We start from the raw sequence: 14,697 nt of genomic DNA on the forward strand, positions 1-14,697 counted from the left end.
TCCTTCGAGACGCACGCCTTAGGCGGGCACCTCAGGATGAGGACGGTATCCGTGGCAGCAGTTTCGACGGGCACCGGCGCTGATTAGCCTCATCCTGAGGAGACCGCGGAGCGGTCGTCTCGAAGGACGAGGCGTTCAGTCAGGCGCTCGCGGCCCGTGCTCAATGCTCCTCGGCTTCTTCCGGCGTCGATCCCAGCGAGACCGATTCCCACACCGCAACAACGATCATGATCACCGTCGCGGCGACCGACAGCCATAGCGGGGACAGTTCGGCGGCGAACCACGACAGCGCCGCGAGCGCGATGATGCCAATCCCGTGCGAGAGCTGGAGGAAGCCGCGGATCGCGTGCTTGAACAGGATGGTGCCGACCAGGAACAGCAAGGGACCGCCGATCGTGCTGACGATAGTCCTGATATCGGAATGCCCGACCGGATGCTTCAGCACCAGCTCGTCCGAGACCGCGGTCAGGATGATGCCGGCGACGATCGGCATATGTAGATAGGTGTAGGCGAGCCGCGCCAACCGGCCGGATTCCTCGGATTTCGAGATGCGCTCGGCGCCGGCCTCGGCACCCCTGTGGAAATAGACCCACCACATCGCGATGCTGCCGACCAGCGCGGAGACGAAGGCCAGCATGTTGTCTGCGGTCCAGGCCAGCTCGGCGAAGGTCGCGCCGTTGACGACGACGGCCTCGCCGAGCGCGATGATGACGAAGAGCGAGCAGCGCTCGGCCATGTGGCCGCCTTCGACAGCCCAGGCCTCGACCGACGAGAAGCCCAGCTTGGGGACCCAGAAGCGCACCGCTGGCGAGATGTATTCGATCGTCAGCGCCACGATCCAGAACCATAGCCGCGCCTCGTCATGGGCGAGGCCGCCGAGAATCCAGAAGATCGCGGAGACCGAGAGCCACGTCAGGATGCGGATCGCATTGTGCCGGACCGCAGTTCGATGGTGCGGCGTTGCAAACATCCAGAAGGCGGTGCGCCCGACCTGCATCGTTGCGTAGGCGATCGCAAACCACAGGCCGCGCCCCTCGAAGGCGGTCGGGATCGTCGTCGACAGCACGAGGCCGCCCAGCATCATCAGGAAGATCAGGATCCGGACCGGCGTCAGCTCGGGATCGAGCCAGTTGGTGACCCAGGCGGTGTAGACCCACACCCACCATACCGCGAGGAACAGCACCGCGACGTGCACGGCACCGAGCGGCGTGAAATGGTGCAGCAGCGTGTGCGAGACCTGCGTGATCGCGAAAACGAAGACCAGGTCGAAGAACAGCTCGGCATTGGTGACGCGGCTGTGCTGGTTTGGCAGGATGACGCGAAACATCGCGCCGCGCGGATTGTCCGCAGCCATCGTCATCCCCCCGTCACGATCAGATCAAGCGCCCGGCACACCGGTTTGCAGCGCCAGCGCATGCAGGACGCCGCCCATCTGGCCGCGGAGGGACTGATAGACGATCTGGTGCTGCTGGACGCGGGACTTGCCGCGGAAGGTCTCCGAGATCACGGTCGCGGCATAGTGATCGCCGTCCCCGGCGAGGTCACGGATGGTCACTTCGGCATCGGGGATCGCCGCCTTGATCATCGCCTCGATATCGTGGGCGTCCATAGGCATTCGGGTCGTGCTCCTGTCTCGGCTGCAATCAGCCTTGTCGTCGAATCCTTGCCGGGGTCCGGGTCTACAAAGCCAAACGTGCCGGCGGGGCCAAACTTAGCGTGAACGGCCTTCTACGTCACGCCTTCCGGCACTATATCGGTGATCCGATCTGGATAAAGCCACGACAAAGTGCCGCGCGCGGCAGAGTGATCGAAAAAGGCGTGAAATCATGAAACTTCCAGGGCCCGACCACCCCATCACCATCACCCCGAATCCCCGGCGCGTCCGCGTCACGGCCGGCGGCATTGTGATCGCCGAGACCACCAAGGCGCTGACGCTGAAAGAGGCGAAATACCCGGCGGTTCAATATGTGCCGCGACAGGACGCCAACATGGCGTTGCTGGAGCGCACCGACCGCGTCACCCATTGCCCCTACAAGGGCGATGCCAGCTATTACAGCGTCAAGGCCGACGGCCAGACGCTGGACAACGCGATCTGGACCTATGAGGCGCCCTTCCCCGCGATGACCGAGATTTCCGGTCACCTCGCCTTCTATCCGGACAAGGTGAAGATCGAGGAAGTGGGGTAGCCCCGTGTTGGTCATTCCGGGGCGATGCGTCAGCATCGAACCCGGAATCTCGAGATTCCGGGTCTGGTGCTAACGCACCATCCCGGAATGACGAAGGAAGCTACGCCCTGAATATCGTGAGTCCCAGGATCAGCAGCACCAGGAAAATCACGACGAACACGTAGAACAGGAAGCGGGCGATGTCGGCGGAGGCGGCCGAGATGCCGGTGAAGCCGAGCACGCCGGCCACGATCGAGACGAGTAAGAATATCAGCGCCCATTTCAGGATCGTCATCGCCAGCTCCGAAATTGTACCGCCTGCCGCGGTCCTCAAGCCCTTTTGGCGAACGCTAACTTCGTCGCAGGGAACTGGTTCCTAGCGTCCAAACGACCCTTGCTGAATCCGGTTCCCGGCGGCAAAGTCCGGCCGGGACGGAAAGCGCGACCGGGGCGGCCACGATGACGATGTCACACTCAGCGACGATCGGCGCAGAGGCGCACGCGGCGCCGAGGAGCAAGGCGCGCAATTTGTCGCTGGATCGCGCCCGCACCTTCCTCACGCTGGTGGTGCTGCTGCACCACGCCGTCATTCCCTACACCTATTTCGGGCACACCGATCCGGCGTCCTGGGCCGGTTTCGACATCGTCGTGTTAGCCACCGACAGCTTCTTCATGGCGATGTTCTTCTTCCTGTCAGGACTGTTCACCTGGCCTGGCATCGCCCGCAAGGCGCCGTCCGTTTTTCTCAGCAATCGCCTGTTGCGGCTCGGGCTGCCGTTCGCGATCGCGGCGTTCACCGTCATCCCGCTCGCCTATTACGCAATCGCGCTGCGGCACGATCCCGGGCTGAGCTTTACGGCATTCTGGTGGAAGACGATCACGGTTGGTCCGTGGCCGAGCGGCCCGATCTGGTTCGTGTGGGTGCTGCTGGCGTTCGACCTGACCGCGAGCCTGCTCTACCGGGTCTCCGCGCATCTGGTCGATCCGGTCAATCGCGTCTCGCTGCGCGGATTCGAACAGCCGGTCGTATTCTGGCTGCTGCTCGTCGTCATCACCACAATCGCCTACGTGCCGGCGCTGCTCTATTTCGGCGGCAGCACTTGGTTCGAGTTCGGGCCGTTCTCGGTGCAGGCGAGCCGCATCCCGCTCTACTTCGCCTATTTCTTCATCGGCGTCAGCGTTGGAGCGGCGAACTTCGATCGCGGCATCCTCAGCGCCGACGGGCAACTGCCGAAACAGCGCTGGCTATGGGTGCTCGCCACGCTGATTCCTTACTGCCTGATGTGGGTCATGATCTACATCAAGCGCGAGATCCTCGGTAATCCCGACCCACAGCCGCACTGGTATCAGGCGATCTACGGCACGTTCTTCGTGCTGTTCTCCGGCTCGATCCTGCTCGCGATTCTCGCCTTCTTCCTGGACCAGAAGTCGCCGCGCCCGAACCTGCTCGACCGCATGCAAGCGGATGCCTACGGCATCTTCCTGGTGCACTACCCGATCGCGTTGTGGATCCAGTACGGGCTGTTCGATTACAGCTGGCCTGCGATCGTGAAAGCCACGATCGGCTTCGTGCTCACGGTGATCTCGAGCTGGGGGCTGACGGCGGCCTTACGGAAGATTCCGGGGGCGTCGCACGTGTTGTGAGGCAAGACGCTCGTAGCCCGGATGAGCGAAGCGACATCCGGGAAACCTCTCGACAAAGACCCGGATGTCGCTTCGCTCATCCGGGCTACAAGTTCAGCGCCTTACGCCGCCTTGCCGCCCATATACTCCGGCAGCCAGCGCTCGAACGAGGTCCGCAGCGCCTCGATCGTTACAGGCGCTTCGCCCGCGATCGCGATCGCGTCGCCGCCGGTGGTGCCGATCCGCACGCAGGGCACCTCGCAGCCGCGCATCTTGGCGAGCACGCGGCCGGCCTCGGTTTCAGGCACGGTGACGAGATAGCGCGCCTGATCCTCGCCGAACCAATAGGCCTGAGGCACCAGCGCAGTCGGCGCCGCGAGCAGTTTTGCGCCGATGCCGCTCGCCATCGCCATCTCGGCAAGCGCGATCAGCAGGCCGCCGTCGGAGAGATCGTGCACGGCGGTCGCAGTGCCCGCATGGATCATGCCGCGCACGCAGTCGCCGTTGCGCTTCTCGGCGGCGAGGTCGACCGGCGGCGGCGCGCCCTCCTCGCGACCGCAGATGTCGCGCAGGTAAACGGACTGGCCGAGCCAGCCATGGGTGTCGCCGATCAGGAGAATCGCCTCGCCTTCGGCCTTGAAGGCGAGCGAGGCCGATTTGGTGAAGTCATCGAGCAAGCCGACGCCGCCGATCGAGGGCGTCGGCAGGATCGCGCGGCCATTGGTCTCGTTGTAGAGCGAGACGTTGCCGGACACGACCGGGAAGTCGAGCGTGCGGCAGGCTTCCGAGATGCCCTTCAGGCAGCCGACGAACTGGCCCATGATCTCGGGCCGCTCGGGATTGCCGAAATTGAGATTGTCGGTGATCGCAAGCGGCTTGCCGCCGACGGCGGTGATGTTGCGCCAGGCTTCCGCCACGGCCTGCATGCCGCCTTGATAAGGATCGGCCTCGCAGTAGCGCGGCGTCACGTCGACGGTCAGCGCCAAGCCCTTCGGGCCGTCCTGCACGCGCACCACGGCGGCATCGCCGCCGGGACGCTGCATGGTGTTGCCGAGAATGACGTGATCGTACTGCTCCCAGACCCAGCGCTTGCTGCACATGTCGGGCGTGCCGATCAGCTTTTCGAGCGCAGCACCGAGACCCATCGGCGCCGCTACCTCGCGCGCATGCACGACCGGCAGCGCGGCGGAGGGGACATGCGGACGGTCATAGAGCGGCGCCTCGTCGCCGAGCTCCTTGATCGGCAAATCGGCCATGACGTCACCGCCATGCTTGACCACAAAGCGCTTGCTCGGCGTGGTGTAGCCGACCACAGCGAAATCGAGGCCCCACTTCTTGAAGATCGCCTCGGCCTCTTTCTCCTTCTCGGGCTTGAGCACCATGAGCATGCGCTCCTGGCTCTCCGAGAGCATCATCTCGTAGGCGCTCATGCCGATCTCACGCGTCGGCACCGCATCGAGATCGAGGTCGACGCCGAGGTCGCCCTTGGCGCCCATCTCGACCGCCGAACACGTCAGCCCCGCCGCGCCCATGTCCTGGATCGCGATGACGCAGCCCTTCTCCATGATCTCGAGACAGGCCTCGAGCAGCAGCTTTTCGGCGAAGGGATCGCCGACCTGGACGGTCGGACGCTTCTCTTCGGACTTGTCGTCGAACTCGGCCGAGGCCATCGAGGCGCCGTGAATGCCGTCGCGGCCGGTCTTGGAGCCGAGATAGACGATCGGCATGTTCACGCCGGAGGCGGCCGCATAGAAGATCTTGTCGGTATCGGCGAGGCCGACCGCCATCGCGTTGACGAGGATGTTGCCGTCATAGCGGGTGTGGAAGCGGACCTGGCCGCCGACCGTCGGCACGCCGAAGGAATTGCCATAGCCGCCGACGCCGGCGACGACACCGGAAACGAGATGGCGCGTCCTGGCATGCTCGGGAGCGCCGAAGCTCAGCGCGTTGAGGCAGGCGATCGGCCGCGCGCCCATCGTGAAGACGTCGCGCAAGATACCGCCGACGCCGGTGGTCGCGCCCTGGTATGGCTCGATGTAGCTCGGGTGGTTGTGGCTCTCCATCTTGAAGACCACGGCCTGGCCGTCGCCGATGTCGATCACGCCGGCATTCTCGCCCGGGCCCTGGATCACCCAAGGCGCCTTGGTCGGCAAGCCCTTCAGATGGAGGCGCGAGGATTTGTACGAGCAGTGCTCGTTCCACATCGCCGAGAAGATGCCGAGTTCGGTGAAGCTCGGCTCCCGGCCGATCAGCTTCAGGATGCGCTCATATTCGTCGGGCTTGAGCCCGTGGGCGGCAATCAGCTCGGGGGTGATCTTGGGTTCGTTCTTCATGGAATTTGGGCTTTCGGCAGCAGTTGGCCGTTCTTAGGAACATCGGGCGGCTTGGAAAAGCCCTTTATGGCGCATTTTCCCGCTGTCCCACGTTTTGCGGCCGGGGGCTGCGGGAACAGGAATTGCACAGCGCGGACAGATCGGATTTAAGGGCAAAAGACCCGCAATTGAAGGCCCATTTCCTTGCATGAATTGACCAAAGCGCCCCCGCCTCGCCGCCCCGACCTCCACGTCGCCACCGACGGGGAATTCCAGGGCTGGCGAACCTGGATTCGCGACAGTTTTGAGAGCCATATCGGCCCGTTCTGGCACAAGATCGAGAACGACGGCAGCGTTCGCTCGGCGTTCCGGGTCGAGAAAAAGCACCTCAACGGCTCCGGAAACGTCCATGGCGGCTGCTTCATGGCGTTTGCCGACTATTGCCTGTTCGCGATCGCCACCCACGAGCTGGATGGCCCAGCCGTGACCACCAATTTCGCCTGCGACTTCCTCGACGCGGCGCGCGAAGGCGAGCTGATCGAATGCGTCGGCGAAGTCTCCCGCGCCGGCGGCTCGCTGATCTTCCTGCGCGGCAAGCTGACATCAGGCGGGCGGCCCCTGTTCACCTTCTCCGGCACGATCAAGCGGGTGAAGCGGAAGCCGGCACTGCAGCCAAACGCATAGCTCGCCGCCTTCCCTTTTGGCGCCCTCTCGCCCAGACTTATGTCGAGCGCTGTCGCGCCGGGGAGCAACATCAAGGTGCCGCAGAGCACACCGCCGACGGCTCGCGCCACGGCCTCGCAATTGCCGTCCATGTCCGCATCCGGCGCGCGCAACTGGCGCGACTATGCGCTGCTGGTCGCGCTCGCCTGCTGCTGGAGCTCCACCTATCCGCTGGCCAAGCTCGCGCTGGATACGATCCCGCCCGTGACCTTCATCTCGGCGCGCTCGCTGATCGCGGCCGCCTTCCTGTTCGCGATCCTGTGGATGCGCGGCGTCAGGATCCCGACCGATGCGAAGGCCTGGAAGCTGTTCGCGACCCAGCAATTGATCAACTCGACCTTTCCGTTCCTGATCATCACCTGGTCGCAGCAATATGTGCCGGCGTCGAACACGGTGGTGTTGGCTTCGACCACGCCGATCTTCGCCTTCCTGATCACCTCGCTGATCACGCGTCATGAGCCGGCCACGCTGCTGAAGCTCGCGGGCGCGATCCTCGGCCTTGCCGGCACCATCGTCATCGTTGGCCTCGACGCATTGCGCGGCTTCGGTAGCGAGATCGTGGCCGAGATCGCGATCCTGCTCGCCACCATCTCGTTCGCCTGCGCCACCATCTTCGGCCTGCGACTGTCCGAGTACGATCCGATGGTGGTGGCGGCCGGTTCGCTGCTGTTCGGCGGCCTCGTGCTGCTGCCGCCTTCGCTGATCATCGACCAGCCCTGGACGCTGCACCCGACGCCGACCGCGATCACAGCCACCATCGTCATGGGCATCGTCTCCAGCGCCTTGGGGCTGATGCTGTTCTACATGTGCCTGGGACGGCTCGGCACGCTGACGACGAACGCACAAGGCTATTTGCGCATCCCGATCGGCGTCGGCCTCTCTGTGCTGCTGCTCGGCGAGAGCGTGCCGTCGAACCTGGCGCTGGGACTGGTGCTGGTCATGGCGGGCGTCGCAGCGATGACGGTGCCGACGGAACGGCTGAAACGACGCTAGCTATGGCTTGGAGTCTTCCGCCAGCATCTTGCGGTACTTCTCGACGTCGCGCGTCACGACCTTTTGCAGCACCTCGGGCGTGTGCTCGTCGGCATCGGGGGCCACGGTCGAGAGGTCGGCGAACCGCTTCTTCACCGCGTCGGTTTCGACCGCCGTGCGTGCTGCGGCATTCAGCTTGGCGATGACCGCCGGCGGGGTGCCCTTGGGCGCGAACAGGCCGTTCCAGCCCTGCGCTTCGAATTCGGGCAGGCCGGCTTCGGCCGACGTCGGCAGATCCGGCACTGTCGCGAGCCGCACGGTCGAGCCGACCACGAGCCCGCGCGCCAGCTTCTCGTTGATCGACTGCGAGACGGAGGCTGCCGCATCGCAGACGCCGTCGATCTGGCCGCCGATCGCATCGGTGAGCGCGGGCGCGGCGCCGCGATAGCCGACCAGCGTCGCGTCGATCCCCGCGGCTGTGATGAAGCTCTTGCAGATCAGGTAGTTCGAAGAGCCGACGCCGGCATGGCCGAGATTGATCTTGCCCGGATTGGCCTTGGCGTGGGCGATGAACTCTTTCAGGTCTTTCGCCGGAAAATCCTTGCGCACGGCGATGATGCCGAACGTTTTCGCCACCATGGCGATCGGCACGAAGGAATCCGGCGTGAACGGCAGCTTTGGATAGATCGTATAGGTCGCGGCGTTGGTGCCGGCGTTGCCGATCGCAATGGTGTAGCCGTCGGGCTCGGCGCGAGAGGCGCGCGCCAGTGCGGTCGAGCCGCCGGCGCCGGCGACGTTCTCGATCACGATGGTCTGGCCGAGCGCGATGCCCATCTGCTCGGCAACGGTGCGCGCGATCACGTCGGACGTGCCGCCGGCCGCGAACGGCACGATCATGGTGACGGGACGCTTTGGGAAATCCTGTGCGAACGCCGCCGTCGCGAACGCGGCCGTCGAGAGCGCAACGACGGCGACAGCGGCCGACAGCCGCTTCAGCACGAACGCAATCACGCGGCTTTTTCCAGATGCGCGGTGAGGCCGGCGAACAGGCCGCGGCCGTCGGTGCAGCCCATGATGTCTTCGACGTGGTTTTCCGGATGCGGCATCATGCCGAGCACGTTGCCCTTGTCGTTGACGATGCCGGCGATGGATTGCGCGGCGCCATTGATGTTGCTGATATCGTCGATCGCGCCGTCGGCCGAGCAATAGCGGTAAAGCACGCGACCCTCGCCCTCGAGCCGCTTGATGGTCTCCGTGTCCGCCGCATAATTGCCCTCGCCATGCGCGATGGGCACGCGGATCACCTGCCCCGCATTGTAGCCGCGCGTGAACGGCGTGTCGGACCGCTCGACGCGGAGATGCACGTCGTGGCAGATGAATTTCAGCCGCGCATTGCGCATCAGGACGCCGGGCAAGAGGCCGGATTCGCAGAGGATCTGAAATCCGTTGCAGACGCCGAGCACGAGGCCGCCCTTGGCCGCATAGTCGCGCACCGCGTCCATCACCGGCGCCCGCGCCGCAATCGCGCCGCAGCGCAGGTAATCGCCATAGGAGAACCCGCCGGGGACGACCACGAGATCGGTCCCCGCAGGCAGCGAGGTCTCGGCGTGCCAGACCATCGCGGGCTCGCTGCCCGAGATCAGCCTCAAGGCACGCGCCATGTCGCGCTCGCGGTTGATTCCGGGAAAGACGAGGATGGCGGCTTTCATGGCAGAGGTTCCGAACGAGGATTGGAATGGGGCTGGCACGGCTGCCAAATCGGCAGCAGACATATCCATTTGACGGGGATTTTACCAGTGCTAGCCTTGCTCGCGAGCGTTGTGCACAGGCCATAGCCCGCCATTCGGCCGATCGATTCGCCCGGGATTGAAGCCATGAATGTCCCCTCGCTGCCCGCATCCCTCTCCGAGCCAGTGTCCACCGAGGGCGTCATCGCCGCCGGCGCCTATGTCGACGGCCGGCGCGTCGCCAATATCGCCATCAGCGAGGCCTCGAGCTGGCGGGCGAAGCCCGGCCACGTGGTCTGGATAGGGCTGCACGAGCCTGACATGGCGCTGCTCACCGCGGTGCAGAAGCAGTTCGATCTGCACGAACTCGCCATCGAGGACGCCAACCACGCCCATCAGCGACCGAAGATCGAGCAATATGGCGAGGCCCTGTTCATCGTGGCGCGGACCGCGCAACTGATCGAGGGCCGGATCGCCTTCGGCGAGACGCACATCTTCGTCGGCGAAGGCTATCTGGTCTCGGTGCGCCACGGCGCGTCGACGTCCTACACGCCGGTGCGCGAACGCTGCGAAAGCTGCCCGCGAGCGCTCGCGCGCGGCGAGGACTACATCCTCTACGCCATTCTCGATTTCATCGTCGACAACTACTCGCCCGTGCTCGAGAGCATTCACGAAGAGGTCGAGAGCATCGAGGATGACGTGCTCTCCAAGGCGATCAGCAAGGCGCAGATCGAGCGGCTCTACATGCTGCGCCGCGACCTCTTGCGGCTCCGGACTGCGATCGGCCCTCTGGTCGAGGTCTGCCGCCGGCTCGAGCATGACGAGCTGGCGATGGTGCGCGCAACGATGCAACCGCTGTTCCGCGACGTCACCGACCACGTCAGGAACATCCAGGAGCGGATCGATTCGATGCGCGAGGTGCTGGCCTTCGCCTTCGAAGCAAGCCTGCTGGTCGGCCAGGCCCAGGAGACGGCGGTCTCCAAGAAGCTTGCCTCCTGGCTCGCGATCATCGCGATCCCCACCGCGCTTGCCGGAATCTACGGCATGAACTTCAAGCACATGCCGGAGCTGGACTGGGAGTACGGCTATTACACGCTGCTCGGCGTGATGCTGACGGCGTGCGGCGCGCTTTACTGGCGTTTTCGTCGGGTCGGATGGCTGTGAGCCATCCCGTTCACCCGATCAGCTCGACCCGATAATTCTCGATCACGGTGTTCGCCAGCAGCTTGTCGGCGGCGTCCTTCAACGCCGCCTCCGCCTTCGCCTTGTCCGCGCCCGCGAGCTCGATGTCGAACACCTTGCCCTGCCGGACGCTGGCGACGCCGTCGACGCCGAGCGACTTCAATGCACCCTCGATCGCCTTACCTTGCGGATCGAGGATGCCCGTTTTCAACGTCACGGTAACACGTGCCTTCACGTCAGATCCCTCTTAGCTCTTCACCAGCACCGGGCCTGAGCCCGCCGGACGCTCGTTCTCCATGAGAATGCCGAGACGCTTGGCGACTTCGGTATAGGCCTCGAGCAGCCCACCGAGATCTCGGCGGAAACGGTCCTTGTCGAGCTTCTCGTTCGACTTGATGTCCCACAGGCGGCAGCTATCCGGCGAGATCTCGTCTGCGACGATGATCCGCATCATGTCGTTTTCGAACAGCCGGCCGCACTCCATCTTGAAGTCGACGAGGCGGATGCCGATGCCGAGGAAGAGACCGGTGAGGAAGTCGTTGACACGGATGGCAAGCGCCATGATGTCGTCGATCTCCTGCGGCGTCGCCCAGCCGAAAGCGGTGATGTGCTCTTCCGACACCATGGGGTCGTTGAGCTGGTCGTTCTTGTAGTAGAACTCGATGATCGAACGGGGCAGCTGCGTGCCCTCCTCGATGCCGAGGCGCTGCGACAGCGAGCCGGCGGCAACGTTCCGCACCACCACTTCCAGCGGCACGATCTCGACCTCGCGAATCAACTGCTCGCGCATGTTGAGGCGACGGATGAAATGGGTCGGCACCCCGATGTCGTTGAGGTGCTGAAACAGGTACTCCGAGATCCGGTTGTTGAGGACACCCTTGCCCTCGATCACCTGATGCTTTTTCGCATTGAACGCGGTGGCGTCATCCTTGAAGTGCTGGATCAGGGTACCGGGCTCCGGACCTTCGTAAAGAACCTTTGCCTTGCCTTCATAAATGCGACGCCGACGGCTCATGGGGATGTACCGTGTTTTGTTGAAATCCATGTATCTGGTGTGCTCCGGTTGACGAGACTACGACCCACAGCGGAGCTGCCGTGAACGGCCCGGAACCCCAAGAAACAGAACGGGAACCCAGCCTTAGGCAACCTATCCGATTGGCTGTCCCAGCACAATCGATCCGGCCGTCCGGCATCAAACTTATACCGTCTTGCCTGCGGCTTAACGGCTCGTTGTTTTGCCGATTCGTGCCCCCTATCTAGGCATGCACCGGGGCTCTCGCAACGAGGGCCAGCCGGGTCCAGTCAGCAGGGAATTGGAAAAGGCATGAGCACGTTGGACAAGCGCGAGGAAGGCTTCGAGAAGAAGTTCGCCCTCGACGAGGAGCAGAAATTCAAGGCGGAAGCCCGCCGCAACCGGCTGCTCGGTCTGTGGGTGGCCGAAAAGCTCGGCATCGCCGGCGATGCCGCCACGGCCTATGCCAAGGAGGTGGTCGCGGCCGATTTCGAGGAAGCCGGTGATGCCGACGTCCTGCGCAAGGTCATGGCCGATTTCGCCGCCAAGAACGTGGCCGTCACCGAACAGGCGATTCGGGCCAAGATGAACGAGCTGATCGCGGTGGCGGCGGCCGAGGTGAAGGCCGGGAAATAGGACGAAGCGTCATTCCGGGGGCACGTCTGCGACGCGCCCCCGGAATGCCAACCAGCTACCCCTCCTTGAAGCCATATTCCGGCACATTGCCGCTGGCGCCGTAATATTTGTACGGCAGGAATTTGCCGCTCATGGTGATCTTGACACGGTCGCCCTTCGGGTTGGGCAGGCGCTCCATCACCATGTCGAAGTCGATCGCCGACATGATGCCGTCGCCGTACTCCTCCTCGATCAGCGCCTTCCAGGCCGGACCGTTGACCATGACCAGCTCGTAGAAGCGGTAGATCAAGGGATCGGTCGGCGGCATCGGCATGCCGCGCATCGGCGTCTCGTTCAGCATCGTGGTCTCGGCCTTCGTCAGGCCGAAAAGCTCAGCAGCGTTGGCGGCCTGCGGCTTAGTCAATTTCATCTGGCCGAGGATCGCGCCTGTTATCAGCACCTCGGAATAGCCGCCGATCTGCTCGCAGATATATTTCCAGGTCCAGCCCTTCTCGCGCTTGATGTCGAGCAGCTTCTCGGTGAGGTCTTCGCGTTTCATGTCAGGGTCTCCTTTTTCAAGCAGTCAGCCCGGGACTCGTCCCGGGTATCCAGGTCTGTCGTTGCTCGTCGCCACCGGACGCGACGGTCAGTCCGGGCTTGCCGATATGCACCACCGGTACATTGCGCGGATCTTGACCGGGCGTCTCGGCCGCGAAAGTCTTGCTGCGCGTCACCAGGAAATCAACGATGTGGTTGCGCAGCGCGTAGTACAGCGGATGGCGGTGCAAATCGGTGCGGCCGCGATCCCGCGGCAACGGGTTCTCGACCACTTCCGCCAGCACCGCGCCGGGTCCATTGGTCATCAGGAAAATCTTGTCGGCGAGATAGATCGCTTCGTCGACGTCATGGGTGATCATGAACGCGGTCTGCCCGGTCTCCAGACAGATGCGCCGCACCTCGTCCTGCAGCGTGCCGCGCGTCAGCGCGTCGAGTGCCGAGAACGGCTCGTCCATCAGCATCATCTTTGGCGTGATCGACAGTGCACGCGCGATGCCGACGCGCTGCTTCATCCCGCCGGAAAGCTCGGAAGGTCGCTTGTGTTCCGAACCCGTCAGGCCGACGAGATCGATAAATTTCTGCGCATGCGCCTTCACCTTGGCGCGATCCCAGCTCCGCCATTTCGAGCTCACGGCGTAGGCAACGTTGCCGAGCACGGTGCGCCAGGGCAGCAGCGCATGGCTCTGGAAGATCACGGCGCGATCGAGGCTCGTCCCTGAAATGGCCTGCCCGTCGACGATCACCGCGCCTTCGCTCGGCGCATCGAGGCCGGCGAGGATGTTGAGCACCGTGGTCTTGCCGCAGCCGGAATGGCCGATCACGCAGCAGAACTCGCCGCGCGCCATCGACAGCCACAGATTCTCGAAGACCGCCGTTGTCGCGCCGTCCGCGCCCGGATAGCGCTTTGCGATGGCTTCGATGGAGATGAATTTTTCGGTCAACGGCCCTACTCCGGAAACGTGACCATGCGCGTGAAACGCGCGAGGATCTGGTCGAGCAGCATGCCGACGACCCCGATCAAGAGGATCGCGATGATCACGTTGGTGATCGACAGATTGTTCCACTCGTTCCAGACGAAATAGCCGATGCCGGTGCCGCCGACGAGCATTTCGGCCGCGACGATCACGAGCCAGGCGATGCCGATCGAGATGCGCATGCCGGTCAAGATCGTCGGTGCTGCCGCGGGCAGGATCACGGTGAAGGCGCGCCTGATCGTTCCGACCTCGAGCGTTCGCGCGACATTGATCCATTCCTTGCGTACGCTCGCGACCCCGAACACGGTGTTGAGCAGCATCGGCCAGATCGAGCAGATGAAGATGACGAAGATCGCCGAGATCGAGGAATCCTTGATGGTGTAGAGCGCGAGCGGCATCCACGCCAGTGGCGAGATCGGCTTCAGCACTTGGATGAAGGGATCGAGCGCCTGGCTGAGCAGCGGCGACATGCCGATCAGGAAGCCGAGCGGGATGGCGACGAGCACGGCGAGCAGATAGCCGGCGCCGACGCGCGCGATCGAATAACCGAGCTGGATGCCGAGCCCCTTGTCGTTCGGCCCGTTGTCGTAGAACGGCCTCCTCAAATGCTCCCAGAGCTTTGCGCCGACATCGAACGGCCCGGGCATGGCGGATTTGCCCTGCGTCGCGGTCAGGCCCATCAGCTTGGCGTATTCCGCGCTCATCGTGGCCACCGGTGCGGTCGAGCGCACGGCGAGATGCCAGACGCCGAGGAACGCGACGAGCAGCACGATCGATACCAGGCCGGCGCGGAGACGGAGGGAGGCGGTGGTCATCTCCCTCTCCCCGTTCTTA

Annotated in this window: 17 protein-coding genes; 6 read left to right on the forward strand and 11 right to left on the reverse strand. The window is 64.0% G+C overall.

Going from position 1 to position 14,697, the window contains the following annotated elements:
* Positions 1-160 precede the first annotated feature (160 nt).
* On the reverse strand, positions 161-1,354 hold the full coding sequence (locus BRA471DRAFT_RS24550; protein ID WP_007612117.1) for a low temperature requirement protein A: 1,194 nt from the start codon (positions 1,352-1,354) through the stop codon (positions 161-163).
* 24 nt (positions 1,355-1,378) lie between these two features.
* Positions 1,379-1,615 (reverse strand): BolA/IbaG family iron-sulfur metabolism protein, encoded by a 237-nt coding sequence (locus BRA471DRAFT_RS24555; RefSeq protein WP_007602284.1) that lies wholly within the window; start codon positions 1,613-1,615, stop codon positions 1,379-1,381.
* Between the two features lie 211 nt (positions 1,616-1,826).
* Between BRA471DRAFT_RS24555 and BRA471DRAFT_RS24560 the strand changes: the two genes are divergently transcribed.
* Entirely contained in the window at positions 1,827-2,186 is a 360-nt protein-coding gene (locus tag BRA471DRAFT_RS24560) for a DUF427 domain-containing protein (RefSeq protein ID WP_007612119.1), read from the forward strand.
* 100 nt (positions 2,187-2,286) lie between these two features.
* Here BRA471DRAFT_RS24560 and BRA471DRAFT_RS37075 read toward each other — a convergent pair whose 3' ends face one another.
* Entirely contained in the window at positions 2,287-2,460 is a 174-nt protein-coding gene (locus BRA471DRAFT_RS37075; RefSeq protein WP_007612121.1) for a DUF1328 domain-containing protein, read from the reverse strand.
* Positions 2,461-2,630: 170 nt separating this feature from the next.
* Between BRA471DRAFT_RS37075 and BRA471DRAFT_RS24570 the strand changes: the two genes are divergently transcribed.
* A complete protein-coding gene (locus BRA471DRAFT_RS24570; RefSeq protein WP_035974221.1) occupies positions 2,631-3,809 on the forward strand; it encodes an acyltransferase in 1,179 nt (392 codons plus the stop codon).
* A 101-nt stretch (positions 3,810-3,910) separates the two neighbouring features.
* Here BRA471DRAFT_RS24570 and purL read toward each other — a convergent pair whose 3' ends face one another.
* Positions 3,911-6,121: a phosphoribosylformylglycinamidine synthase subunit PurL gene (gene purL, locus BRA471DRAFT_RS24575; RefSeq protein WP_007612128.1), complete on the reverse strand. Its 2,211-nt coding sequence runs from the start codon at positions 6,119-6,121 to the stop codon at positions 3,911-3,913.
* Positions 6,122-6,304: 183 nt separating this feature from the next.
* Here purL and BRA471DRAFT_RS24580 point away from each other — a divergent pair, with 183 nt between their 5' ends.
* Positions 6,305-6,784: a PaaI family thioesterase gene (locus tag BRA471DRAFT_RS24580; protein WP_007612134.1), complete on the forward strand. Its 480-nt coding sequence runs from the start codon at positions 6,305-6,307 to the stop codon at positions 6,782-6,784.
* Positions 6,785-6,859: 75 nt separating this feature from the next.
* Positions 6,860-7,816, forward strand: coding sequence for a DMT family transporter (locus tag BRA471DRAFT_RS24585; RefSeq protein ID WP_035975106.1), 957 nt, complete (start codon positions 6,860-6,862; stop codon positions 7,814-7,816).
* Here BRA471DRAFT_RS24585 and BRA471DRAFT_RS24590 read toward each other — a convergent pair whose 3' ends face one another.
* Both BRA471DRAFT_RS24590 and purQ read right to left on the reverse strand, forming a co-directional pair.
* Entirely contained in the window at positions 7,817-8,806 is a 990-nt protein-coding gene (locus tag BRA471DRAFT_RS24590; RefSeq protein WP_007612137.1) for a tripartite tricarboxylate transporter substrate binding protein BugD, read from the reverse strand.
* Entirely contained in the window at positions 8,803-9,504 is a 702-nt protein-coding gene (purQ, locus tag BRA471DRAFT_RS24595; protein WP_007612139.1) for a phosphoribosylformylglycinamidine synthase subunit PurQ, read from the reverse strand. The genes BRA471DRAFT_RS24590 and purQ overlap by 4 nt, the downstream gene beginning before the upstream one ends.
* A gap of 165 nt (positions 9,505-9,669) precedes the next feature.
* Between purQ and BRA471DRAFT_RS24600 the strand changes: the two genes are divergently transcribed.
* Entirely contained in the window at positions 9,670-10,686 is a 1,017-nt protein-coding gene (locus BRA471DRAFT_RS24600) for a magnesium and cobalt transport protein CorA (RefSeq protein WP_007612140.1), read from the forward strand.
* 10 nt (positions 10,687-10,696) lie between these two features.
* On the opposite strand, the gene purS is transcribed toward BRA471DRAFT_RS24600, so the two are convergent.
* The gene (gene purS, locus BRA471DRAFT_RS24605) at positions 10,697-10,939 is read right to left on the reverse strand and encodes a phosphoribosylformylglycinamidine synthase subunit PurS (protein ID WP_007602264.1); all 243 of its coding nucleotides are present in this window, start codon (positions 10,937-10,939) and stop codon (positions 10,697-10,699) included.
* Between the two features lie 12 nt (positions 10,940-10,951).
* Positions 10,952-11,719 (reverse strand): phosphoribosylaminoimidazolesuccinocarboxamide synthase, encoded by a 768-nt coding sequence (purC, locus tag BRA471DRAFT_RS24610; protein ID WP_171944915.1) that lies wholly within the window; start codon positions 11,717-11,719, stop codon positions 10,952-10,954.
* A gap of 309 nt (positions 11,720-12,028) precedes the next feature.
* Between purC and BRA471DRAFT_RS24615 the strand changes: the two genes are divergently transcribed.
* On the forward strand, positions 12,029-12,352 hold the full coding sequence (locus tag BRA471DRAFT_RS24615; protein ID WP_007612141.1) for a DUF1476 domain-containing protein: 324 nt from the start codon (positions 12,029-12,031) through the stop codon (positions 12,350-12,352).
* 55 nt (positions 12,353-12,407) lie between these two features.
* On the opposite strand, the gene cynS is transcribed toward BRA471DRAFT_RS24615, so the two are convergent.
* Genes cynS through ntrB form a run of 3 tightly spaced genes read right to left on the reverse strand, consistent with a single transcriptional unit; the run spans position 12,408 to position 14,678 of the window.
* On the reverse strand, positions 12,408-12,890 hold the full coding sequence (gene cynS, locus BRA471DRAFT_RS24620) for a cyanase (protein WP_007612142.1): 483 nt from the start codon (positions 12,888-12,890) through the stop codon (positions 12,408-12,410).
* 16 nt (positions 12,891-12,906) lie between these two features.
* The gene (locus BRA471DRAFT_RS24625; RefSeq protein WP_007612143.1) at positions 12,907-13,830 is read right to left on the reverse strand and encodes an ABC transporter ATP-binding protein; all 924 of its coding nucleotides are present in this window, start codon (positions 13,828-13,830) and stop codon (positions 12,907-12,909) included.
* 5 nt (positions 13,831-13,835) lie between these two features.
* Entirely contained in the window at positions 13,836-14,678 is an 843-nt protein-coding gene (ntrB, locus tag BRA471DRAFT_RS24630) for a nitrate ABC transporter permease (protein WP_007612145.1), read from the reverse strand.
* Positions 14,679-14,697: the final 19 nt, after the last annotated feature.

Origin of the sequence: Bradyrhizobium sp. WSM471, from assembly GCF_000244915.1 — a bacterium.
In the GTDB taxonomy this organism is placed as follows: Bacteria; Pseudomonadota; Alphaproteobacteria; order Rhizobiales; family Xanthobacteraceae; genus Bradyrhizobium.

Bases quoted from the DNA above. Each gene is read 5' to 3' on its own strand.
- BRA471DRAFT_RS37075 (WP_007612121.1), bottom strand. From the start codon at position 2,460: ATGACGATCCTGAAATGGGCGCTGATATTCTTACTCGTCTCGATCGTG.
- ntrB (WP_007612145.1), bottom strand. From the start codon at position 14,678: ATGACCACCGCCTCCCTCCGTCTCCGCGCCGGCCTGGTATCGATCGTG.
- cynS (WP_007612142.1), bottom strand. From the start codon at position 12,890: ATGAAACGCGAAGACCTCACCGAGAAGCTGCTCGACATCAAGCGCGAG.
- BRA471DRAFT_RS24615 (WP_007612141.1), top strand. From the start codon at position 12,029: ATGAGCACGTTGGACAAGCGCGAGGAAGGCTTCGAGAAGAAGTTCGCC.
- BRA471DRAFT_RS24600 (WP_007612140.1), top strand. From the start codon at position 9,670: ATGAATGTCCCCTCGCTGCCCGCATCCCTCTCCGAGCCAGTGTCCACC.
- purC (WP_171944915.1), bottom strand. From the start codon at position 11,719: ATGAGCCGTCGGCGTCGCATTTATGAAGGCAAGGCAAAGGTTCTTTAC.
- BRA471DRAFT_RS24550 (WP_007612117.1), bottom strand. From the start codon at position 1,354: ATGGCTGCGGACAATCCGCGCGGCGCGATGTTTCGCGTCATCCTGCCA.
- BRA471DRAFT_RS24560 (WP_007612119.1), top strand. From the start codon at position 1,827: ATGAAACTTCCAGGGCCCGACCACCCCATCACCATCACCCCGAATCCC.
- purL (WP_007612128.1), bottom strand. From the start codon at position 6,121: ATGAAGAACGAACCCAAGATCACCCCCGAGCTGATTGCCGCCCACGGG.
- purQ (WP_007612139.1), bottom strand. From the start codon at position 9,504: ATGAAAGCCGCCATCCTCGTCTTTCCCGGAATCAACCGCGAGCGCGAC.
- BRA471DRAFT_RS24570 (WP_035974221.1), top strand. From the start codon at position 2,631: ATGTCACACTCAGCGACGATCGGCGCAGAGGCGCACGCGGCGCCGAGG.
- BRA471DRAFT_RS24555 (WP_007602284.1), bottom strand. From the start codon at position 1,615: ATGCCTATGGACGCCCACGATATCGAGGCGATGATCAAGGCGGCGATC.